This is a genomic window from Streptomyces sp. NBC_00104 (assembly GCF_045160825.1).
Lineage (GTDB): Bacteria > Actinomycetota > Actinomycetes > Streptomycetales > Streptomycetaceae > Streptomyces.
Genome location: NZ_CP108215.1, coordinates 4,063,615 through 4,084,718, shown reverse-complemented (window position 1 = coordinate 4,084,718; position 21,104 = coordinate 4,063,615). Strand labels below are relative to the sequence as shown.

The 21,104-nt window shown below is 71.0% G+C and carries 19 protein-coding genes and 1 pseudogene; 6 read left to right on the top strand and 14 right to left on the bottom strand.

The genetic code is table 11. The annotated features are described in order from the left end of the window. Positions 1–61: 61 nt before the first annotated feature. From OG272_RS17905 to OG272_RS17870, 8 genes are all read right to left on the bottom strand, one after another. Positions 62–988, bottom strand: coding sequence for an MHYT domain-containing protein (locus OG272_RS17905; RefSeq protein WP_327729615.1), 927 nt, complete (start codon positions 986–988; stop codon positions 62–64). A gap of 212 nt (positions 989–1,200) precedes the next feature. Beyond that, complete coding sequence (locus tag OG272_RS17900; RefSeq protein ID WP_327729616.1) at positions 1,201–2,007, bottom strand: sugar phosphate isomerase/epimerase family protein; 807 nt, start codon at positions 2,005–2,007, stop codon at positions 1,201–1,203. Positions 2,008–2,180: 173 nt separating this feature from the next. Further along, positions 2,181–3,719 carry an FAD-dependent oxidoreductase gene (locus OG272_RS17895; protein ID WP_405894032.1) on the bottom strand — a complete coding sequence of 513 codons (1,539 nt, stop codon included), beginning with the start codon at positions 3,717–3,719 and terminating at the stop codon, positions 2,181–2,183. An 81-nt stretch (positions 3,720–3,800) separates the two neighbouring features. Beyond that, a complete protein-coding gene (locus tag OG272_RS17890; RefSeq protein WP_405894031.1) occupies positions 3,801–4,073 on the bottom strand; it encodes a CDGSH iron-sulfur domain-containing protein in 273 nt (90 codons plus the stop codon). Continuing rightward, positions 4,054–4,848 carry a methyltransferase gene (locus tag OG272_RS17885; RefSeq protein WP_405894029.1) on the bottom strand — a complete coding sequence of 265 codons (795 nt, stop codon included), beginning with the start codon at positions 4,846–4,848 and terminating at the stop codon, positions 4,054–4,056. Before OG272_RS17885 ends, OG272_RS17890 begins: the two co-directional genes overlap by 20 nt. A gap of 350 nt (positions 4,849–5,198) precedes the next feature. Then, positions 5,199–6,197: an iron-containing redox enzyme family protein gene (locus tag OG272_RS17880; RefSeq protein WP_328223131.1), complete on the bottom strand. Its 999-nt coding sequence runs from the start codon at positions 6,195–6,197 to the stop codon at positions 5,199–5,201. A gap of 264 nt (positions 6,198–6,461) precedes the next feature. After that, positions 6,462–6,665, bottom strand: coding sequence for a CsbD family protein (locus OG272_RS17875; RefSeq protein ID WP_405894027.1), 204 nt, complete (start codon positions 6,663–6,665; stop codon positions 6,462–6,464). Positions 6,666–7,003: 338 nt separating this feature from the next. Further along, positions 7,004–8,047, bottom strand: coding sequence for a LacI family DNA-binding transcriptional regulator (locus tag OG272_RS17870; protein WP_326582668.1), 1,044 nt, complete (start codon positions 8,045–8,047; stop codon positions 7,004–7,006). 235 nt (positions 8,048–8,282) lie between these two features. Here OG272_RS17870 and OG272_RS17865 point away from each other — a divergent pair, with 235 nt between their 5' ends. From OG272_RS17865 to OG272_RS17855, 3 genes are read left to right on the top strand one after another with little or no spacing between them, the layout of a single operon-like run. Then, positions 8,283–9,434 (top strand): Gfo/Idh/MocA family oxidoreductase, encoded by a 1,152-nt coding sequence (locus OG272_RS17865; protein ID WP_326582669.1) that lies wholly within the window; start codon positions 8,283–8,285, stop codon positions 9,432–9,434. After that, on the top strand, positions 9,431–10,585 hold the full coding sequence (locus OG272_RS17860; RefSeq protein ID WP_328223129.1) for a dihydrodipicolinate synthase family protein: 1,155 nt from the start codon (positions 9,431–9,433) through the stop codon (positions 10,583–10,585). The genes OG272_RS17865 and OG272_RS17860 overlap by 4 nt, the downstream gene beginning before the upstream one ends. Before the next feature lie 32 nt (positions 10,586–10,617). Next, positions 10,618–11,415, top strand: coding sequence for a sugar phosphate isomerase/epimerase family protein (locus OG272_RS17855; RefSeq protein WP_326585818.1), 798 nt, complete (start codon positions 10,618–10,620; stop codon positions 11,413–11,415). A gap of 52 nt (positions 11,416–11,467) precedes the next feature. On the opposite strand, the gene OG272_RS17850 is transcribed toward OG272_RS17855, so the two are convergent. After that, positions 11,468–13,597, bottom strand: a complete 2,130-nt coding sequence (locus OG272_RS17850; RefSeq protein WP_405894024.1) for a DUF4157 domain-containing protein — start codon at positions 13,595–13,597, stop codon at positions 11,468–11,470. A 66-nt stretch (positions 13,598–13,663) separates the two neighbouring features. On the opposite strand from OG272_RS17850, the pseudogene OG272_RS17845 reads away from it, so the two are divergent. Further along, positions 13,664–13,982, top strand: a pseudogene (locus OG272_RS17845) (hypothetical protein). Positions 13,983–14,045: 63 nt separating this feature from the next. Here the strand turns inward: OG272_RS17845 and OG272_RS17840 are convergent. Genes OG272_RS17840 through OG272_RS17830 form a run of 3 tightly spaced genes read right to left on the bottom strand, consistent with a single transcriptional unit; the run spans position 14,046 to position 16,088 of the window. Next, positions 14,046–15,041 (bottom strand): helix-turn-helix domain-containing protein, encoded by a 996-nt coding sequence (locus OG272_RS17840; protein WP_328223128.1) that lies wholly within the window; start codon positions 15,039–15,041, stop codon positions 14,046–14,048. A gap of 7 nt (positions 15,042–15,048) precedes the next feature. Next, positions 15,049–15,237 (bottom strand): DUF397 domain-containing protein, encoded by a 189-nt coding sequence (locus tag OG272_RS17835; protein WP_327729623.1) that lies wholly within the window; start codon positions 15,235–15,237, stop codon positions 15,049–15,051. Next, on the bottom strand, positions 15,234–16,088 hold the full coding sequence (locus OG272_RS17830; RefSeq protein WP_405894022.1) for a Scr1 family TA system antitoxin-like transcriptional regulator: 855 nt from the start codon (positions 16,086–16,088) through the stop codon (positions 15,234–15,236). Before OG272_RS17830 ends, OG272_RS17835 begins: the two co-directional genes overlap by 4 nt. Before the next feature lie 156 nt (positions 16,089–16,244). On the opposite strand from OG272_RS17830, the gene OG272_RS17825 reads away from it, so the two are divergent. Further along, on the top strand, positions 16,245–16,721 hold the full coding sequence (locus OG272_RS17825; protein ID WP_328223126.1) for an ATP-binding protein: 477 nt from the start codon (positions 16,245–16,247) through the stop codon (positions 16,719–16,721). Positions 16,722–16,903: 182 nt separating this feature from the next. Beyond that, positions 16,904–17,854 carry a hypothetical protein gene (locus OG272_RS17820; protein WP_326582676.1) on the top strand — a complete coding sequence of 317 codons (951 nt, stop codon included), beginning with the start codon at positions 16,904–16,906 and terminating at the stop codon, positions 17,852–17,854. A gap of 347 nt (positions 17,855–18,201) precedes the next feature. On the opposite strand, the gene OG272_RS17815 is transcribed toward OG272_RS17820, so the two are convergent. Together OG272_RS17815 and OG272_RS17810 are read right to left on the bottom strand one after the other, a co-directional pair. Further along, positions 18,202–19,326 (bottom strand): ABC transporter ATP-binding protein, encoded by a 1,125-nt coding sequence (locus OG272_RS17815; protein WP_326582677.1) that lies wholly within the window; start codon positions 19,324–19,326, stop codon positions 18,202–18,204. After that, on the bottom strand, positions 19,319–21,091 hold the full coding sequence (locus tag OG272_RS17810; RefSeq protein ID WP_326582678.1) for an iron ABC transporter permease: 1,773 nt from the start codon (positions 21,089–21,091) through the stop codon (positions 19,319–19,321). Before OG272_RS17810 ends, OG272_RS17815 begins: the two co-directional genes overlap by 8 nt. Between the last annotated feature and the right edge of the window lie 13 nt (positions 21,092–21,104).

Genomic DNA, 21,104 nt, shown 5'->3' with positions numbered 1-21,104 from the left:
GGGAACTGCGTGACCAGCCCCCATCCGCCCGCACTCACGCACCTCGCGTGCTTCGATCCCCTCACCACTGTTGAACGCGGCGCCCCGTGCTCTGCGGCTGCTGGGGGGACCGGCGGGTCGGAGGCTCGAAGAGGGAGCCGGGGGTGTCGTCCGGGTGTTGCAGCGGCACGTCGGGGCGGTCGGCTTGCCGAGGCTGGTGCGGGGCCTTGGGCTCACGGTTTCGCCCGCGCGAGGTGGACCGTTCCCAGTCGCCCTCGCCCAGCACGAGCATCGGGTCGAACATCACGACCACGCCCGCGAGAAGGAGGAAGAGGACGGGCCCCATGAGCATGGGCAGGAGGATCGACGTGGGCGACTCGCCGGTGAGCGTGCCGGGGACCGTGCCGTGCAGGTGTACCCCCACCGCGGCCATGCCGGTGTAGTGCATGCCGGACACGGCGACCCCCATCACCAGGCTGGCCCCCAGGCTGGTGAGGAAGCCCCGGATCGACACGGCCGCCCAGAGCGCGGCGGTCGCGGCGGCGATGGCGATGCCGACGGACAGGGCGACGACGGCGATGTCGTACTGGATGTAGCCGTTCAACTGGATGGCCGCCATGCCCAGGTAGTGCATGGCGGCCACCCCGAGCCCGGTCACGCACCCCGCCGAGCACAGCGTGGACGTGCTGACGCCGCGATAGCCCACGGCGAAGACCCCGACGCCGACGACCGCGACGGCCACCACCAGGCTGAGCACCGTCAGCCCGACGTCGTAGTGGATCTCGCTCTCCTTGACCCGGAAGCCGATCATCGCGATGAAGTGCATCGTCCAGATGCCGCAGCCGATCGACGTGGCCCCGAGGGCCAGCCAGCCGGGCTTCCAGGACTGTTCGTTGTAGACCGACCTGACGACGCAGCGCAGTCCGAGCGCCGCGCCTAAGCAGGCCATGACATAGGCGGCCACCGGGGTGACCGCGCCGTAGCTGAAACCGTCGACCGTGCCTTGCATATGCCAATTCCCCCCGATGCGTGGCCAGTTGCCCATGGCCGGCTGCGGGAGGTAAGTCTGCGGTAAGGACGTGCCGCAGCGCTCCGTTTTCCAAGAGTTACTGTCGGTACTTGTTCGGCGGTGGATCGGCTTTGGGTGACGCGATGGCGATTCGCGGGCAAGGTCTGGGCGAAAACGGCCTGAGCTTGATGATTCAAGCTCAGGCCATCGCTTTACGCCGCGTCGTTGAGGAGCCGTCCGAGGTGCTCCCGGCCCGCCGCCAGCAGTTCGGGCAGCGGCGCGGCCGCCTCGTACCACCGCTTCTCGTACTCCCAGCAGATCCACCCGTCCCAGTCCTTGCGGGAGAGGAGCTCGACGCACTCGCCGAGCGGGAGGACGCCCGCGCCGAGCGCGACCGGGGTGGTGTCGTCGGGGGAGGCGATGTCCTTGACCTGGACGTAGCCGAGGAAGGGGGAGAGGGCGGCGTAGGACTCGGAGGGCTGTTCGCCGCCGAGCCAGGTGTGCATCACGTCCCAGAGGGCGCCGACGCTGCCGTGGCCGACCGGGCCGAGCACGCGGATCGCGTCGGCGCCGGTGCGGTGCGAGTCGTGGGTCTCCAGCAGGACCCGTACGCCCCGGTCGGCCGCGTCCTCCGCCGCCGTGCCGAGCCGCCGTGCCGCGACGGCGTCGGCCTCGTCCGGGCTCTGGCCGCCGGCCAGGTCGGCGCCGGGGAAGACGCGGACGAAGGGGGCGCCCAGGTCCCGGGCCAGGTCGAGGAGTTCGCGGATCTCGTCCAGGACGGGGCCGTCCTCGCCCGGCGCGGCGACTCGCGCATAGCCCGCGAGCCCCAGGATCTCCACGCCCGCCGCCTTGAACTCGGCGGCCACCTCGGCCCGTTCCCCGGCCCCGATCCCCGGATGCACCGGCTCCTCGGGATGGGCGCGCAACTCGACGCCGTGATAGCCGTGCGTGACGGCGAGCCGTACGACGTCGGCGATGGGGAGGCCGGGGACACCGAGGGTGGAGAACGCGAGTTTCATGCCTTCGGACCGTACACGTCGGCCGGGGAGGTGCGGCACCCCGCCGGGGTGTGGGGCGCGGGTCGGCTGTCGGTAAGGGCTGCCGGGGCGCTTCCCCCGTTTCCAGGCGCCGGTCCGGGCCCGCCGGGCCCGGCGGTGAGGCAGTCGTCCGTTCGGGCGGGTAGAAGTCCGGTTCAGATGTCCCGCCGCTCCAACGGCTTCGTCGCGGGTCCTTGGACGATCCGGCCCTCGGTGTCGAAGCGGGAGCCGTGGCAGGGGCACTCCCAGGCGCGTTCGGCGCGGTTGAAGGCGACCAGGCAGCCCAGATGGGTGCAGCGGGCGGAGACGGCGTGCAGCGAGCCGTCCTCGTCCCGGTGGACCGCGCAGTGGTGGCCGCCGACCCGGACGACCGCACCGTCCCCGGGGGCGATGGCCTCGAGGGAGGCGTCCCCGGCGGCCGGGCCGATCCGGTCGCCGACGAAGTGGCGGGCGACCTGGGCCTGGTGCCTGAGGAAGCTCGGCGCCTCACGCACCGCGCTGAGCACCCGGCGCGGGTCGTACAGATCGCTCCACGGCACCTTGTGCCCGGTGATCTGCTTGGCCAGCAGCCGCCCGGCCATGATGCCGCCGCTCATGCCCCAGCCGCCGAACCCGGTCGCCACCCAGGTGTGCCGGCTGCCCGCGTGGAAGGGGCCGACGAGCGGCACGGAGTCGGTGGAATCGTTGTCCTGCGTCGCCCAGCGGTGGGTGAAGTCGAGCGGTCCGAAGCGCTCGACGGCCCAGTCCGCGAGCAGCCCGAACCGTTCGTCGACGTCGGCGGTGCCCGGCGTGAAGTGCTCCCCGGTGACGATCAGCAGCCGCCGCCCGTCCCCGTACGGGGCGGTCCGCACCGAACGGGTGCGCTGCTCCTGCGTGAGGTACATGCCGTGCGGGTCGGCGCCGACCGGGATCGGCGCGGCGAGGACGAGTTCGCGGCGCGGGGAGAGCCGGGTGAAGAGCAGCGCCCGGTCGAAGACGGGGTAGTGCGTGGCGACCACGACGTCCTTGGCGGTCACCGTGAACCCCGCCTCGGTCGTCAGCCGGCACGGCGTGCCCTCCCTGAGCCGCACCACCCGGGTCCGCTCATGGACCGACGCGCCCTGCCGCACCAGATCCTCCACCAGCGCCAGCAGGTACTTACGGGGATGGAACTGCGCCTGCTCCTCCACCCGCACCGCCCCCGCGACGGGGAACGGCAGCCCCGTCTCCGTCACGAACCCGGCGGGCAGCCCGGCCTCCCGCGCCGCCTCCGCCTCGGCCCGCAGCTCCTCGACGCGCCCCTCGTCCTCGGCGTACGTGTAGGCCGCCGCGTCCTCCCAGTCGCACGCGATGTCCAGCTCCTCCACCAGCGCGGCGGCGTGCCGGACCGCCTCGCTCTGGGACCGGGCGTACAGCGCGGCGGCCTCGGTGCCCCGGGTCCGCCGCAGCCGGTCGTAGATCAGCGTGTGCGACGCCGTCACCTTGGCCGTCGTATGCCCCGTGACCCCCGCCGCGACCCGGTCCGCCTCCAGCAGCGCCACGCGCCGCCCCCGCCGCGCCAGCTCCCACGCGGTGGTGATCCCCGCGATCCCGGCCCCCACCACCGCCACGTCGACGATCAGATCCCCGTCCGGCGCCGGGTGCTCGCTCTCCTGTGGCGCGCTCTCCATCCAGTACGACCGCTGCGTCGGCTGCGCGTGCTGTGTGGGCTGCATGGCTTCGGGGTCCCTTCAGGTGGGTGGCGGCTGGGTGCGGGGGTCCCTTCAGGTGGGCGGCGGCTGGGCGCGGGGGTCCCATCAGGTGGGCGGCGGCTGGGCGCGGCGGGGGGCGTCGCCTGCCCGCCGTCGTTCGCCTGCCCGCCGTCGTTCGTCGGCACCGGCCCGTCGCCGGTGGCTGGTGTCGCACCACGGGTAGATCCGGCTGTGACGACAGGTGCACAGGGCCACGCAGAAGCGGTCCGACGACACGGTCGTCCCGTCCTCCAACGTGACCTCGACCGGCCCCTCGACGAGCAGCGGGCCGGGGCGTTGCAGGGTGACGCGGCGGCGTTCAGCGGGGACGTTCGGCACGGATGATCACCAGCTCTTCCTTCTCGTCGCCGGCACCGGTGACGCTGTCCCCGGTGCCGGTGCCGCAGCGGGTGTGGGTGCGGGTGCCGCCCGCGCGGTCCCCCTCGGTCCCCAGCAGCCCGCGACCGCGCAGCCAGTCGCTCCGCGACCGCAGGACGGGCCCGAACGCGACCCGCCGGTGGTCGACGACGTCGGCCCGCAGCCCCGCCGTCCGCAACTGCGCCAGCGTCCGCGCCGCGTCGCTCAGGGCCGAGTGGACCAGCAGCAGCACCCCACCGGGCAGCAACAGTGACGGCGAGTCCCGGCAGATACGGTCCAGCACGAGCCGGCCGTCCCACCCGCCGTCCCATGCCCGGGCGGCCCCTCGGGCGGGCCGGTACCCGTCGGGCCTCGGCGCCGCTCCCGGCCCGGGACCCGGCCCCCGTCTCCGCGCCGGTGGCGGGCCCGGCACGTACGGCGGATTGGACAGGATGAGGTCGAAGGACCGCCCCGACACGGGGGCCAACAGGTCTCCCCGGACGACCGTCATCGGCTGCCGCGCCAGTACGGCGTTGACCTTGGCGTTGAGCACGGCCCGCCAGGAGATGTCGACCGCCGTGACCAGCGCGCCCCGCCGCGCCGCGGCCAGCGCGACGGCTCCCGTCCCCGTACCGACGTCCAGCACCCGGGCTCGCGGGGCGAGGGCTTCGCGCCCCAGGGCGTGGACCAGGAGATCGGTGTCGTCCTGCGGGGCGTAGACGCCGGGCAGCGACAGAGGCAGCGAGAGCGGGATCACGGGGAGAGGCCTCCAGGTCGCTCAGTGGGCCGGTCGACCGGTCACGGTCGTCCGATCACGGTCGTCCGGTCGGTCGGCCGTCCGGTCACTTGGTCCTCCGGTCCTCCAGTCCTCCGGTCCTCCAGTCCTCCGGTCCTCCAGTGGTCGTTCGGTCCTGCGGTGGTCGTCCTGTTGGCCGGTGGTCGTCCGGTGGTCGTCCGGTGGTCGTCCCGTCCTGCTCCTGTCCTCCGGTGGCCGTCCGGATGCCCGGTCACCTGGTGGCCGTCCGGATGCCCGGTCACCTGGTGGTCGTCCGGCCGTCCGGCGGTGACCCCCTGCCTGTCCGGCCATCCGGTCCGGTCGTCCGCGCGTCATCGGACCGGCGTCCGGAGCGACGACCGGCCCGCCCGCCACGCGCCGAGAAGGCGGTCGGCGAGGGCGTCCTCCAGGTGGTTGGTGGCGTCGACGCCGAAGGCCACGTCGGGGTCCAGCTGGGGTTCCTCCTCCAGCAGCCCGGCGACGACCTCCCGCCGGACGATCTGCTCGTGGACGGCGTCGGCCTCGACGTGTTCGTCGTAGAAGTGCTCGGCGGCGGCACCGGCCCCGGTCCGGCGCATGGCGCGGGCGAGCCGCCGGGAGCCGGGGGAGGAGGTGATCTCGACCGTGGCGAAGTGTCCGACCAGGGCGCCGCGCAGGGCCCGGTGCAGCCCGAAGAGGGACATCAGGTTCACCAGGGCGAGCGCCTCGGCACCGGCGGCGTCCACGTAGCGGCCGTACGCCGGGTCGAGACCCAGGTCGGTCATGAGGTCGGCGAACAGGCGCGCGTGCACCCGCTCGGCCCGGCCCCCGCCGAACTCGTCGAACTCCACCGCGGCCATCCCCGCCTTCGCCCGCCCCCACAGCCGGGGCAGCACCCAGGCGTGCGGGTCGGCCTCCTTCAGGTGGTACAGCGACCGCTGCGCCGCGTACTCACGCACCTGCCACAGCTCGCCCTCGTCCTGCAGGAAGTCACCGACCCCGCCCCCCTCGCCGCCCGCCGGTTCCACGAGCAGCTCGTCGAGCGCCTCCCGGGCGGTCACGTGCAGGGTCGCTCGATCGCGCAGGCTTTCGAGGAACGGCCACTCCAGGGCCGCCCGGCAGCGCAGCAGCTCCGGGTCCCATTCGAGGTCGGGGTCGACGTCGGCGAACCCCCGGTAGTGCAGTTCGTAGCAGAGGTAGAGGGCGAGCTGGAGATCGTCGCCGAAGGGGTCGGCCCCGGCGATCTCGCGGCTGTCGGGCGGCGGTCCCGTCCCCCGCAGACACTCCATGACCGCAGCCGAAACCGGGCCCCTGCTCTCCGGCAGCGCCGGACCTGCCACCCGGGTCTCCATGCGCGCCGGGTACCCGTGATGCGCGCGTACTCACCTGTAAGCCCTGCTCGCGCCGCCTGTACGCCCTGCTCGCGGCGCGTGGGCGCATCCGTTCACCGGGCGTGCGCGCAGCTGCTCGCGGCGCGTGGTCGCATCCGCGCGCTGGGCGTGCGCGCGCATTTGCTCGCGGCGCTCATGACGAAGGGGGCTCCCTGCGCAAGGGAGCCCCCATCCACGGGCCGTGGGCCGCGGACCACAGGCCGCCGGCCGTACCCGCGTCCGTACTTACATACGGTCGCGCTTCGCCGAGCGCTGCGTCTCCTGAATGCGCTCCTGCGCCTGGCCCTTCGTCTTCTTGGCCTCGCCGCGCGCCTGCTGCATCTTGCCCTCGGTCTGCTGCTCGCGGTTGCCGGTGACCTTCCCGGTCATCTCCTTGGCCTTGCCGGTGATCTTGTCCATACTGCCCTTGCTCTTGCCCTTGGCGGCCATGGTTTCCTCCTTGACGATGGGGGGTGAGGCGATGGCTCTCCCGCCCAACGTAAGACGCACCGATGACTGTCGCGAACCGAAGAGTCACACTCCGTGAGGTTCCCAGGTTGTGGGGCCGCCCGGATCTCCCCGCGCCGGAACCGCGAACGCCCCGAAGAAGTCCGCTGAGGCATGGAGTCCTTCCAGTCCTACCTCTACTCGCTCCTCTTCGTGGTCCTCACCATGGCCCGGCTGCTGACCCCGATGGTCGTCCTGGCCTCAGCCGTGGCACTCGCCCCGCGCGCGCGTCACCGCGAGCCGGGCGGCGGATGGCGCCTGCCGGACGCCGGATCGTGCGCTCAGGACTCCCGAGGCGCCCCGCTTGACCCCCGCACCATCAACTCCCCCCGCACCGTGGCGATCCCGCCCGGCGGCGGCTCCTCCCGCCCCATGGCGATCCGCCCGGCCCGGGCCCCCGCCTCCGTCAGCGGCAGCCGTACCGTCGTCAACGCGGGCACCGCGTCGATACTGAAGGGCAGGTCATCGAAACCGGCCACGGAGACGTCGTCCGGAATCCGCAGCCCGGAGTCCCGGAGCGCCGCACAAGCCCCCAGCGCCACCGTGTCGTTGGCGGCGACCACGGCGGTCAGCGACGGATCCCGTCGCAGCAGCTCCAGCGTCGCCTCGTACCCGGAGAGCCGGTCATAGCGCCCGTACACCGTCCACCGGGGATCGTCCTCGATCCCGGCCGCGGCCAGCGCCGCCCGGTGCCCCTCCAGCCGGTGCCGGGTGGTGGTCCGCTCCTCCGGCCCGGCGATGTATCCGAGCCGCCGATGGCCCAGCCCGATCAGATGCTCGGTGAGCAGCTGACCGCCGCCCCGGTTGTCGAAGGTGATCGCGATGGCCTCCGGCGTCGGCGGCCGTCCGCACAGCACCACCCGCGTCCCGGCCTCCGCCAGCTTCCGCAGCTTGTTGCCGACGGCGGCGAGATGTGCCGGATCCTCGATGGCCCCACCGGTCAGCACGACGGCGGCGGCCCGCTGCCGCTGCAACAGCGTGAGATACGTCAGCTCGCGCTCCGGGGAGCCGCCCGTGTTGCACACCACGCCCAGCCGCTCCCCGCCCGCGCGTCCGCCCGGCCCGCCGATCTCGGACTGGATGGCCGCGGCCATGATCCCGAAGAAGGGGTCGGCGATGTCGTTCACGAGGATGCCGACCAGGTCGGAGGTGGCGGCGGCGAGCGCGCTCGCGGGACCGTTGAGGACGTACTCCAGCTCGTCCACGGCCTTCAGCACCCGCTCACGCGTGGACGCGGCCACCGGATAGTTGCCGTTGAGTACCCGGGATACGGTCGCCGGCGACACCTGCGCACGGGCCGCCACGTCCGCCAGGGTCACAGTCATTTTTGGTTGTCCTCCGGTGCGCGTCTTGTTCGGGCTGTCGGGGAACCATACGGCCGCGATCGCCGTTCGCCCCCTCGAACAACTCGACCCCCTCGCGGTCTTGTCCAGACCGCTGCTCAGAGGCTAGCTTCTCATTGGATAGAAAGCGCTTGCTGTGACGCTCACCCTTTCGTCGGGCGTACGCGGCGCCGGACGCGTACGCACAAACGAACGCACACCAACGAAAGGACCGGCCGTGACACGCAAAACCGTACGGATCGCCATGAACGGCGTGACGGGACGCATGGGCTACCGCCAGCACCTGGTCCGCTCGATCCTCGCCATTCGCGAGCAGGGCGGCCTCGACCTCGGCGACGGCACCGTGCTGTGGCCCGAACCGATCCTCGTCGGCCGCCGCGAGCACGCGCTGAAGGCGCTCGCCGAGCAGCACGGCCTGGAGCACTGGGCCACGGACGTGGACGAGGTCCTCGCCGACCCGACCGTGGAGATCTACTTCGACGCCCAGGTCACCTCGGCCCGCGAGGAGGCGATCAAGAAGGCGATCGCCGCCGGCAAGCACATCTACACGGAGAAGCCGACCGCGACGGGCCTGGACGGCGCCCTGGAGCTGGCCAGACTGGCCAACGCCGCAGGCATCAAGCACGGTGTCGTCCAGGACAAGCTGTTCCTCCCGGGCCTGCTGAAGCTCAAGCGCCTCATCGACGGCGGCTTCTTCGGCCGCATCCTCTCCATCCGGGGCGAGTTCGGCTACTGGGTCTTCGAGGGAGACTGGCAGGAGGCCCAGCGCCCCTCCTGGAACTACCGCGCGGAGGACGGCGGCGGCATCGTCGTCGACATGTTCCCGCACTGGGAGTACGTGCTCCACGAGCTGTTCGGCCGCGTGAAGTCCGTCCAGGCCCTCACCGCCACCCACATCCCGCAGCGCTGGGACGAGCAGGACAAGCCGTACGACGCCACGGCCGACGACGCCGCCTACGGCATCTTCGAGCTGGACGGCGGCGCGATCGCCCAGATCAACTCCTCCTGGGCGGTCCGCGTCAACCGCGACGAACTGGTGGAGTTCCAGGTCGACGGCACGGAGGGCTCGGCGGTGGCAGGCCTGCGCAACTGCCGTGTCCAGCACCGCTCCGCCACCCCCAAGCCGGTGTGGAACCCCGACATCCCCGCCACCTACTCCTTCCGCGACCAGTGGCAGGAGGTGCCGGACAACGCCGAGTTCGACAACGGCTTCAAGGCGCAGTGGGAGCTGTTCTTCCGGCACGTCTACGCCGACGCGCCCTACCACTGGGACCTGCTGGCCGGCGCCCGCGGCGTCCAGCTCGCCGAACTGGGCCTGAAGTCCTCGGCCGAGGGCGTCCGTCTCGACGTACCGGAGATCTCGCTGTGACGATCCGACTTCCCGGCGCGGACGGGCTGTTGAAGCCCTACACCCCCCGCACCGAACCGCTCGCCCTCTCCACCGGCGCCCCCTTCACCTCCCGTACGGTCTTCTCGGCGGCGCACGTCGTCGCCGACCCGTACGCGGACGTGTCCCCGGATTCCCCGGCCGCCGTCGACTGGGACGCCACCCTCGCCTTCCGCCGCCACCTCTGGTCGCACGGCCTGGGTGTCGCCGAGGCGATGGACACCGCGCAGCGCGGCATGGGCCTCGACTGGGCGGGCGCGGCGGAACTGATCCGCCGCAGCGCGGCCGAGGCGAAGTCGGTCGGCGGCCGTATCGCCTGCGGCGTGGGCACCGACCAGCTCACGGGCCCCGCCTCCTTGGTGGAGATCCGCAAGGCGTACGAGGAGCAGCTGGCGCTCGTCGAGGAGTCGGGCGCCCAGGCGATCCTGATGGCCTCGCGCGCGCTGGCCGCAGCCGCGACGAGCCCCGAGGACTACCTGGAGATCTACGGCCACCTGCTCCGCCAGGCCACCGAGCCGGTCGTCCTGCACTGGCTCGGCCCCATGTTCGACCCGGCGCTGGACGGCTACTGGGGCTCGTCGGACCTCGACGCCGCCACGGACACCTTCCTCGCCGTCATCGCCGCCCACCCCGACAAGGTCGACGGGATCAAGGTCTCCCTGCTGGACGCCCAGCGCGAGATCGACATCCGCCGCCGCCTCCCGCAGGGCGTCCGCTGCTACACCGGCGACGACTTCAACTACCCCGAGCTGATCGCGGGCGACGAGAAGGGCTTCAGCCACGCCCTGCTCGGCATCTTCGACCCGCTGGGCCCGCTGGCGGCGGAAGCGGTACGGGTGTTGGACACGGGTGACGTGAAGGGCTTCCGGGAACTCCTGGACCCGACCGTCGAGCTGTCCCGCCACCTCTTCCAGACGCCCACCCGCTTCTACAAGACGGGCGTGGTGTTCCTGGCCTGGCTGGCCGGCCACCAGTCGCACTTCACGATGGTCGGCGGCCTCCAGTCGGCCCGCTCCCTCCCGCACTTCGCGCGCGCCTACGAACTGGCCGACGGCCTGGGCCTGTTCCCGGACCCGGCGCTGGCGGAGACCCGCATGAAGAACCTGCTGTCGCTGTACGGAGTGGCCCAGTGAGCACAGGACTTGAGCGCTTCAGCATCAACCAGATGACGGTCAAGCAGCTGTCGATGCCCGAACTGGTCGCAGGCTGCGTGGAGTTGGGCATCACGGGCGTGGGCCTGTGGCGCGAGCCGGTGGCGGCGCACGGCCTGGACGCCACGGCCAAGCTGGTCCGCGACGCGGGCCTGACGGTCACGACCCTGTGCCGGGGCGGCTTCTTCACGGCCATCGACCCGGCCGAGCGGGCGGCGGCACTGGCCGACAACCGCAAGGCGATCGACGAAGCGGCGACCCTGGGCACGGACACGCTGGTCCTGGTCTCGGGCGGCCTCCCGGCGGGTTCGAAGGACCTGCACGGCGCACGGGAACGCATCGCGGACGCGCTCGCCGAACTGGGCCCGTACGCGGCATCGAACGGCGTCCGGCTCGCCATCGAGCCCCTCCACCCCATGTTCGCCTCGGACCGCTGCGTGGTGTCGACGCTCTCCCAGGCGCTGGACATCGCGGAACGCTTCCCGGCGGACCAGGTGGGCGTGACCGTGGACACCTACCACATCTGGTGGGACGACACGGCCCCGGCGGCGATCGCCCGCGCGGGCGCCTCCGGCCGCATCCACACCTTCCAACTCGCCGACTGGATCACCCCGTTGCCCCAGGGTGTCCTGACCGGCCGGGGCCAGATCGGCGACGGCGCGATCGACATGAGGGAGTGGAAGGGCTACGTCGAGGCGGCCGGCTACACCGGTCCCATCGAGGTCGAGCTGTTCAACGACGAGTTGTGGGCGGGCGACGGGCGGGAGCTGCTGGCCCGGACGGCCCAGCGTTTCGTGGAGCACGCGGCGTAGTGCCCGGGCGGCGAGCCAGGAGGGAGTGATGCCCGGCTCGCCGCCCGCGCCACTAATTTCTGAAGTACTTCTTGGCCATCGCCTTGCCCAGGGAGGTCAGGACGAGCCCCTGCCGGTTGATCTGCACGAGGGGCTTCGGGGTTTTCGCCTCCAGGACGGCCAGGCCCGCCTCCACCTGTTCCGTCGTGAGCCCCAGCTTCGCCGCGAGGTCGGCCCTGCCGGACTCCTGATCGAACGCGAGGGGCGACTGCCCGTGGAGTCTGGCCATGATGGCCAGCGCGTGCGGGTTCCCCGCCCACGCCGGCGCCGCCGTGGTCGGCGCGGCCGTCTGGGGCAGGGTGTTGACGGCCGCGGCGGAGGTCGAGCCGGCCTGATCCAGGCTCTTGAACGCGCGTTCGCTTTCGTTCTTCCAGTACCTGGCCGCCTCCGTCTCCTGGTTCGTACGGTAGCGGGCCAGGGCCTGCCGGATCGTGTCTGCGTAGTCGCCGCCGGTCGCCGGGTTGTGGGGCGCCCGGTAGGGGTTGTACGGGACACCGAAGTTGGCTGCCATATCCATGACGAAGTGGTACCGGTGGATGTCGGTGAGGTCCCGGCGGTAGTCCGTGTACCACAGCGCCATCAGCGCGTAGGCGATGCTCTCCTTCATCTGCGGGTCCGCGCCGGTGACATGGGCCAGCTTCATGAGCTTGCCGGTGGTGCGCGAGGGGCCGAGCGAGACCGGGTAACCGAGCCGACCCGCAGTGTTGACCTGCGGGTTCTTCTGGTTGGGGGTGGCCTTGTCGCCGCGGAAGGTCTGGTCGACCGGCTGCCGGTCGAGCTCTGGGCCGGCCCCCGTGCCGACGCCGTCGCCGGTCCAGCCGGGCAGGTTCACCTCGGAGGAGGGATTCTCGTCGCCCTTGAGGACGTACCCCTTGAACTCCTCCTGCGTCACCTCGACGTGTTGCTCCATCCCCTCGATCTTGTAGAGGATCTCGGCGACGTCGTGGATGGCGCTGATGAGCGTGGCGAACTTCTGGGGCTGGGGGTCGGAGAGGATGCCGGCGAGCGTCTTCTCGCCGTACTCGACGAAGGGGAGGTACAGGCGCCCCAAGGCGGCCAGTTGCTCCGTCGAGGAGTCGAGCTGCCTGGCCAGTTCCGTGCTCTCCTTGCGCCGGTCCGCGAGCCACGGGGAGAGGTGGGTGTTGATGTACTCCGCGAGTTTCTCGCGGATCTTCTCGTCCAGCACGACCGATTCCGCGATCTGCTTCTCGACGTCGGCCACGGGAAGCGCCTTGACCCGGTGCAGCACGGCGGACGCGGCTTCCTCGGGCGTCTTGTAGTGGCGCCACAGGGCGTCCTTGGAGCCCTCGGGACGGGCGGCGCCGGTCGCCGGCGGGTTGGTCTGCTTCGGCGCGGTTATCCATTCCTCGAGCACCTGGATGATGGCGGGCCTGTTCTCCCGGTTCTCCCAGGCATCGAGCAGCGGGGTGCCCTGCACACCGGTGAGGATCTTGTTGTAGGCGGCCTCGGCGTCCTGCTCGCCGTCGCTCTCCCTGGCCTTCGCACCCAGCGTCAGCACCCGCTGCACCGTGGGCTGTCCCGAAGCCTGCCCGCCACCGTCGGCGGGCGTCTCGACGGCTCCGCCGCGCGGCGGGCCGCTCATCACCCGCCGGGCCGTGGCCTCGGCCTCCTGCTCGAAACGGTCGGACGGGTCGGACAACCGTGTTCCGTCCCCCGTGTCGGTGCCCGCGACCGGGCCGCGCCGCTGCTGGATCACATGAGTCAGCTCGTGCGCGAGGGTGTGCCTGTCCGCCCCGCCCGCCCCGATCACCACATGGTTGCCGGACGTGTAGGCGCGGGCGCCGATCTCCGCCGCCGAGCGCTGGGCGACCGCGTCGGTGTGCACCCGGACGTCGCCGAAGCCGGCGCCGAGGCGCGCCTCCATCTCCGTGCGCAGAGGGGTCTCCAGCGGCCGGCCCCCCGACCGCAGGACCTCGTGCACGGTCGAGCGCTGTACCGCGGGGCCGTGGCCGCAGTGGGCGTCGTGCGTGTGCCGCTGCTCCTCGACGGCTCGGGCCACCGCGGCGTTGCCCGCCAGACGCTGGAGCGCCAGCAGTGCGGCGGCGGGTCCCGGTGGCCCGTCCGTACGCCGCGCGGAGCCCGCCGTACGGGCCTTGCCGCTCCTCTGGTCCTGCGCGCGCACCGGGCTCCCCTCCATCGTGGACACAACTTCTCACCAGTACCGTCCGGACCGCGCCCGCGAAAGGACCTGGAGGGCAGCGAAGAGGGCAGGTTGGGCGCCCGCCTGGCGAGACACCTGGCCCTGAACCAGCTGCACACCTGGGGCATCCCGCACGGCTCGGAGGTTCGCCGTACGCCGGGCGGGTCCGCTGGACGACTCGGGCCTGGGCCTGCCCCTCGTCGACGACCTCGCCGACCGCCAACAGGTCCTGGACCGCGACCCACCCGGCAAGACCGTCCTGGCCGAGATCGACCTGCCCCGCCGGCTTTCCCTGGTCAGGCGCCTGTCGGCACCAGGGCGCGGATACGCCGGGCCACCTACGCCAGCCGTGGAGTGCGAGGCATAGCGCCGCGCCGGTCTGAGCGTGCGGTGCGAGCCCGTCTTCGTCTTTAGGAACGGTCGACAACTCCTATCCCGTCTCCCGCGCGGACCCCGCCCGCGCGCGGTACTCCAGGGGTGACACCCCGTACGCGCTCCGGAACGCGCGCGTGAAGTCGGAGGCGCGGACCAGGCCCCAACGGGCGGCGATGGTATGGATGGGGGTAGCGGCGAGATTGGCGTCCGCCAGGTCGCGGCGGGCGCCGGTGAGACGCTGGTCCCGGATCCAGGCCGCGACCGTCTCGCCGGGGGTGTCCTCCTGGAACAACCGGTGCAGATAGCTCAGCGAGATGTGATGCGCAGCGGCTATCACGGGCGGTGTCAGCTCCGGGTCGTGCAGGTTCTGCCGGATGAACGCCCGTATCCGGGTCGTCAGGGCCCGCTGCCGGGTCTCCGGCGGCAGCGCGTCCTCCGCCTCCAGCACCTGGGCGAGCCAGGCGGACAGCAGGTCGATCAGGACGGTGCCCAGCCTGGGCGCGTCGGACGGCCGGAGGGTGTCGGCCTGCTGCTCCAGGCCGGTGAGGAACCCGGTCAGCAGGGCGCCCACCCCTTCCCGCGCCGCCAGCCGTCGGCCCAGCAAGTGCCGGATGCGGGCCGGCGGCAGCGGCAGCAGCGCCTTGGGGAAGTCCAGGCCCACCCCCCAGACCACCTGACGGCCCAGGCCGACCGGTGCGTGTACCTCGTACGGCCGTGACGTGTCGCTCAACCACAGGTCGCTCGGGCCGTACGCCTCGGCCCGCCCCACATGCTCGAACCCCAGCCCGCCGCCGAGCACCAGCGACAGGTGATACATCTCCGGGTCGGACTGCCGCACCAGCTTCTCGGTACGCCGGAACCCGGTCACCAGATGCGCCGTCGGCCACACCAGCACCGGACCCAGCTCCATCAGCCGCTGCCGCGCCCAGAAGTCGTCGGCGAACTCGCTGCTCATGTGACTGGGCGCGATCGCCCGGTGCATCAACTCCCGCCAGAAGTCGAACCGGTGCTCCACAGGCACGTCGTCGCTCTGGAACACCGTTCCGATCACGTCGGGGTCAGTCCTGAGCGGCGTACGGGACGAACTCGGCCCAGGCGGTGGGGGAGAGGGTGAGCTGAGGGCCGGTGGTGTTCTTGGAGTCGCGGATGTGGATGGTGTGGGGGAGGGCTACGGCTACTTCGACGCAGTCGTCGCCGTCACCGCTGCTGTGACTGCTCTTGTACCAGGACAGTTCGCTGGTGCTCATAGGTCCCCTCGCATCCGCCGCAACAGGCTCGCAGAGTCCGGAATGGTGAGAGCCTGTGACCGCATCCTGGCATATCGGCTTTGGAGGACGCTGATCTCTTTTGTCTCGGCGACAAACATCCCGCCACGTTGACCTTCGCAGTACGCGAACCAGCGGTTCTCGGGTGTCTCCAACAGTCGGATGGGACCGGCCAGCCCGGCGTGCGACTCCCGGACGAGAGGCATGATCTGGATCTCCACGTTTCGCTGTTCGGCGATCTCCAGTACGTGATCGAGGAGTTCACGTGTGACGTCCACGCCGCCCGTGCGCCGCAGGAACAACTGCTCTTCCAGAATGAAGCTGAACGCGGTGTTCGGCCGCTCTCGAAGCAGGCGTTGCCGCTCGGCCCGAGCCGCCCACTGCTCCTCGATCTGCTGGTCGTCCAGCAAAGGCAGCCGATCGTTGAACAGAGTCCGTGCGTACGCCTCCGTCTGCAACAGCCCCGGTACCAAACGGCACTCGTAGGTATAGAGCGTGATCGCCGAAGTCTCCAGCCTGGCCCACTTCCTGAACCAAGCCGCCAACCCCGGCTGCCTCCCCAGATGCTGAGCCGCACGCACCAGCGCCCCGGTGCTCCCCAGCGCCCGATCCACCCCCTCCACGAACGCCGCATCCGGCATCCGCCTCCCCAACTCCACCGACGCCACCATGTGCTTGGAGTAACCGATGACGTCGGCCAACTCCTCGCGGCCCAGCCCCGCGTGCTCCCGCAACGCCTGGACCATCGCCCCGAACGTCCGCAGACTGTCGGAGGCCTCCGGCTCCCCGCCACCCATCCCCGTCGCCGCCATGCTGCCGCTGTCGGCCACCATGGGCCACCTCCCGCGCACCCGCCCGCCGAACCACACCGTTCCACGCCATGGTGACGGTACGTCACCAGTACCGTCCAGCGAGTAACCATGTACGCTCGCGTGGCGTACGCGGCGCGGAGCTGGTGAACCGGCCTTCCCTCGGGCCACGCTGGCGGCATGACCGCACCGTCCGCCGTGCAACACGCCTTCACGGCACCGATGTTCACGCAACGCTTCAGCTCGACCCCGCTGGGCGCCCGCCTGGCGAGACATCTGGCCCTGAACCAGCTGCACACCTGGGGCATCCGGTACGGCTCGGAGGCGTCCGAGCGTGCCGAGGTGGTCGTGGCGGAGCTGGTCGCGAACGCGGTGACCCACGGCCGCGTCCCGGGCCGGGACTTCGAACTCCGCCTCTCCCTGCCCACCGGCTCCCTCCGCATCGAGGTCACCGACACCCGCGCCGAACGCCTGCTGCCGGGCCCTGGTGAGGTGGGCCCCGCCCGGCCGCTCGACGAGTACGGGCGCGGCCTCACCCTCGTGGAGGCCATGGTCGACCGCTGGGAGGTGCGGCACCGGAACCCGCCCGGCAAGACCGTACTGGCCGAAATCGATCTGCCTCGCTGGCTCTCCATGGTCAAGCGCATCCCGAGATGAACGGGGTGGAGGGGGGTGTGATGCCTGTCCCTGCCGGACTCAACAGACAGGAATCCTGTCGATCTCTACCGGCGGGTTGGGATATTTGACTCTGTGCGGGGCCTGTGAGGGCGGGTGAGACTCCCCACGCGGCGCTGAATCCGGGCAGCGGCTTCAGCCGAGTGCGAGAAGGGGACTCACGTATGACTTCGGAAAGAACGGCATCGGCCCCCGACGGGCCAAGGGGATATCAGGACGACCTTACGGACGGCATCCCGGGGAACGCCCGTAAGCACAAACGCCGTTCCCGATGGCTCAGTGGGAAGTTCCTGGCGATCTTCCTCGCCGTGGCGACGCTGCTGGGCGGCGGAACATGGTTTGCCGCGTCCCAGGGGCAGCAGGCGAGCGCGGCCGTCGACGACGGTAAGACCTTCCAGTTCCCGACGGAGAAACTGGATACCGCGATCGCCTACTGGATGAGCCGGGGCTTCCCCTTCGGCAGGCGGACCGACCGGATCGACATGACCGACCCCAACGACCCCACGAGCGCGACGACGAACCGGGTCGGCTTCATCATGCGCGGAGGCTTCTTCCTCGACGCCGCCTCCGGGGATCTCACCGAGTTCATCCGGAACATACCCGGGACGCAGGAGCCGCAGCTCCTTGAGTACGACATCGACATCCGGCCGACCCGGGGCACGAACCGCGGTGACGAGCGGATCGTCCGGGACAACGTCAACGGCTTCATCTTCTACACCCCCAACCACTACACGGATTTCCACCTCTATCAGTACCTGGAGGGCCCCAACGCATCGGACGTGACCATGCCCGTGCCCGCCCCCGTGTGCCGGGAGAGCGGCGGGGCCATCACCTGCCCCAACCCCACGGCGGGCGCCGCCGATCTGCGGGTCACGGAGGAGACGCCCACCGCCGAGGAACTGGCCGACCAGCCCGCCGAAGGGCCGGCGACCCCGGGCCCCGACAGCAACGACGACCCCGTCAACAACCCGGAGTTCGAATCAAGCAACAGTGACCTCCTGGGGATAGCGCAGCAGAGGGGCGACAACCAGGCGTCGGAGTGGGCGGTCCTCATCACCGCCCTCTGGAAACTGTTCCTGGACCCCAGTAACAGCAGTCCGAAGCCCGAGCTGTGAGCGCGGGCCCGCGCGCGTCTCACCCGGGCCCGTGTCCGGACCATGAGTGGTGAGGTGCCGTCTCCACCGGTGCGGCGCATGACCGCAGGGCCTCTTGGTGGCGCGGGGATGTCGAGATCCGCGATACCGGGAGGCCCTGTGGCGCCGCTCGTGGGTGCTCGCCGTTCCGCTGGAGGTGTTCGCCGGCATCGCCGCCGTCCTGCGGGACGAGGAGGAGGGCGGCGCGTGTACCCGGACGGATTCCGGCTCCGCGTACTGCTGTGTGGCACTCCCGGCGAACTCCCGCACCTGGCGGACCGGATGCGGGGAGCCGACGCCGGAATGTGAGCGCGTAGGGCGTCCCGTCGCTACGGGACCGTCAGCAAGTCCCGCTGGTCCTGCGGCAGTTCGACCTTGTCGGCGTAGAGGAGCGCGTGCCCCGGGTCGAAGACCAGCGCCACCTCCCCCGCCAACCCCCCGTTGGCGCTCAGCACCTGCACCACCTGGCCGCCGAGGCGGACGTCGTACTCGTAGCGGGAGCCGACGTAGGAGCTGGTGATGACCTGGGTGTCGAGCCGGTTCACGCCGGCCGGTGTCTCGGCCGAGGCCACGACCTCCAGGCGCTCGGGGCGGACGGCCACGGTGACGGAGTCGCCGGTCGGGACCCGCTGGTCGCTGTCGACCCGTACGATCTCCCCGCTGGCGTCGAGGAGCACGGTGTGCCGGGTGCCGTCCAGGCTGACCACCTTGCCGGTGAGGAAGTTGCAGCGGCCGACGAACGCGGCGACGGCGGGCGCGGCGGGCCGCTCGTAGATCTCGTGCGGCGTGCCGATCTGGATCATGTTGCCGCCCTCCATCACGGCGATCCGGTCGCTGAGCGCCAGCGCCTCGTCCTGGTCGTGGGTGACGTAGACGGTCGTGATGCCCAGCTCCTCCTGGAGCCGCTTGAGCCAGGCACGGGCCTGCTCACGCAGCTTGGCGTCCAGGTTGGAGAGCGGCTCGTCGAGCAGCAGGACCGTCGGCGAGTAGACCAACGCCCGTGCCAGCGCGACGCGTTGCTGCTGGCCGCCGGAGAGCTGGTGGGGGTAGCGGCCGCTCAGCGCGGCCAGGCCCACCTTGTCCAGGGCTTCGTGGATCAGGGTCTTCTGTCTGTCCTTCGGCACCTTGCGGATGTTGAGGGGGAGGGCCAGGTTCTTCGCGATGGTCATGTGCGGCCACAGCGCGTACGACTGGAAGACCATGCCGAGGTTGCGCTCCTCGGGCGGGAGGAAGATCCCCGCCCCGGCATCCACGAACGGCTTCCCGCCGACCGCGATCGAGCCCTCCGTGGGCTGCTCCAGCCCCGCGATGCAGTTCAGCGTCGTCGACTTGCCGCAGCCGCTCGCGCCGAGCAGGGTGAAGAACTCGCCGTCCCTGATGGTGAAGGTGACATCGCGCAGGACGGAGTTGTCGCCGAACGTCTTGGCGAGGTTCTTGACGGTCACCTCAGGCATGGTGCTTTCCCTTCATGAGCAGTCCCGCGAGTGCGACGAAGACCGCGGTGATGCCGATCTGGAGGGTGGCCAGCGCGGCGACGGATCCGGCCCTGCCCTGCGTCCAGAGACTGAGCATGGTGGTGCCGAGGATGTTGTTGTCGGCCGAGCTGAGGAAGACGGCCGGGGAGTACTCCTTGAGCATGATCACGAAGGTGAGCACCAGGGCTCCGGCGAACGCCGGCGTGATCAGCGCCCGCAGGACACGGAAGAAGGTCATCAGCCAGTCGGCGCCGGAGACCCGGGCCGCGTTGTCCAGCTCACCGCCGATCTGCATGATCGCCGGGGCGACCGAGCCGAACGCGCTGGGCAGGGCCCGCATGCCGAAGGCGATGATGACGGCGTAGATCGTGCCCTGGAGGACCGAGCCCATCCCGAACGGGGCGAGCGCGAAGGCCCAGAAGAAGCCGATACCGATGATGATGCCGGGCAGGGACTGGGGGATGAGGGCGAGGTACTCGACCGCCCGGCCCCACCTGAACGTGGAGCGGCGGGCGACCATCACCGCGAACACGGCGAGGACACTGACCACCACCGAGCCGACCCCGGCCACGATGAGGCTGTTCCACAGCGACTGCACGTAGTTGTCGGAGTCGAAGACGAGCTCGTAGTTCTTCGTCGTGACCGTCCTGAACGGCGACTGGAGCGGCGTGAAGACGAGGGTGAAGGACCGCATCACCAGCCCCGCGATCGGGATCAGGGCGCCGACGATCACGTAGAACCAGATGCACGCGATGCTCACCCACTTCAGCCAGCCCAGGTCGAGCTTGCGCGGCCGGGTCACCTTGCCGCGCACGGACACGAACCGGGCCGCGTCCTTCAGCAGCTTCGCCTGTACGGCGACCAGGCTCAGCGTGACCACGAGGATCACCGTGGAGGCGGCGCCCAGCATCGTGTAGTCGGGATCCACCGACTGAAGTCCGTTGTGGTAGAGGAAGGTCGAGAAGACGTCGATGCTGACCGGCTGGCCGTACAGCAGCGGCACGCTCAGCGTCTCGATGGAGACGGAGAAGACGAGGATCGCGGAGTAGACGATCGGGGGGCGCAGCAGCGGGACGATCACCTGGGCGAGGATCCGGAAGGGGCCCGCGCCGCAGACCTGGGCGGCCGACTCCAGCGAAGCGTCCGACTGGCGGAGCGCGTTGGCGCAGAAGACGTACGCGATCGGGGCGAGCGCCACGGCCTCCGTGAGCGCCATGCCGGGGATCGAGTACAGGTTCCACGGCACCCCGCCGAAGACCTGCTGCACCTTGACGCTGACGAACCCGGCCGGGCCGTACATGATGATCCAGCCGAAGCCCAGGATCAGCGAGGAGATGAAGAACGGCCACTGCATCGCCAGGGCGACCAGCCGGCCGCCCGGCAGCTTCGTGCGGACCACCACGATCGCCATCGGGATGGCGATGGCCAGGCTGAGGATCGTCGTCAGCGAGGCGAACAGCAGGGTGTTCAGGGCGACTTCACCGAACCCGGCCTTGGTGAAGAGGTCGGTGTAGCCGCTGAGGGTGAAGGCGCCGCCCGCCTCGTAGAGCGGGCGGTTGCGGATGCTCTGGTAGAGGGTCGGGACGATCGGGGCCAGCACCAGGACGGCGAGGAACGCCAGGACCGCGTACTGGACGACCGTGTCCCGTCCGATGCCGAGGGGTCGGCGGTAGCGCGGCGGCCTGAACGTCTCCGTGGGCGACTCGCCGGCGGGAGTGCGCGGCGGCTGGGTGAGGGTTGACATCTGTTCTGACTCC

Excerpts from the sequence above, each read along its gene's own strand:
- OG272_RS17905 (WP_327729615.1), bottom strand. The coding sequence starts at position 988 with ATGCAAGGCACGGTCGACGGTTTCAGCTACGGCGCGGTCACCCCGGTG.
- OG272_RS17900 (WP_327729616.1), bottom strand. The coding sequence starts at position 2,007 with ATGAAACTCGCGTTCTCCACCCTCGGTGTCCCCGGCCTCCCCATCGCC.
- OG272_RS17895 (WP_405894032.1), bottom strand. The coding sequence starts at position 3,719 with ATGCAGCCCACACAGCACGCGCAGCCGACGCAGCGGTCGTACTGGATG.
- OG272_RS17880 (WP_328223131.1), bottom strand. The coding sequence starts at position 6,197 with ATGGAGACCCGGGTGGCAGGTCCGGCGCTGCCGGAGAGCAGGGGCCCG.
- OG272_RS17875 (WP_405894027.1), bottom strand. The coding sequence starts at position 6,665 with ATGGCCGCCAAGGGCAAGAGCAAGGGCAGTATGGACAAGATCACCGGC.
- OG272_RS17870 (WP_326582668.1), bottom strand. The coding sequence starts at position 8,047 with ATGACTGTGACCCTGGCGGACGTGGCGGCCCGTGCGCAGGTGTCGCCG.
- OG272_RS17855 (WP_326585818.1), top strand. The coding sequence starts at position 10,618 with ATGACGGTCAAGCAGCTGTCGATGCCCGAACTGGTCGCAGGCTGCGTG.
- OG272_RS17835 (WP_327729623.1), bottom strand. The coding sequence starts at position 15,237 with ATGAGCACCAGCGAACTGTCCTGGTACAAGAGCAGTCACAGCAGCGGT.
- OG272_RS17830 (WP_405894022.1), bottom strand. The coding sequence starts at position 16,088 with ATGGTGGCCGACAGCGGCAGCATGGCGGCGACGGGGATGGGTGGCGGG.
- OG272_RS17825 (WP_328223126.1), top strand. The coding sequence starts at position 16,245 with ATGACCGCACCGTCCGCCGTGCAACACGCCTTCACGGCACCGATGTTC.
- OG272_RS17820 (WP_326582676.1), top strand. The coding sequence starts at position 16,904 with ATGACTTCGGAAAGAACGGCATCGGCCCCCGACGGGCCAAGGGGATAT.
- OG272_RS17815 (WP_326582677.1), bottom strand. The coding sequence starts at position 19,326 with ATGCCTGAGGTGACCGTCAAGAACCTCGCCAAGACGTTCGGCGACAAC.
- OG272_RS17810 (WP_326582678.1), bottom strand. The coding sequence starts at position 21,091 with ATGTCAACCCTCACCCAGCCGCCGCGCACTCCCGCCGGCGAGTCGCCC.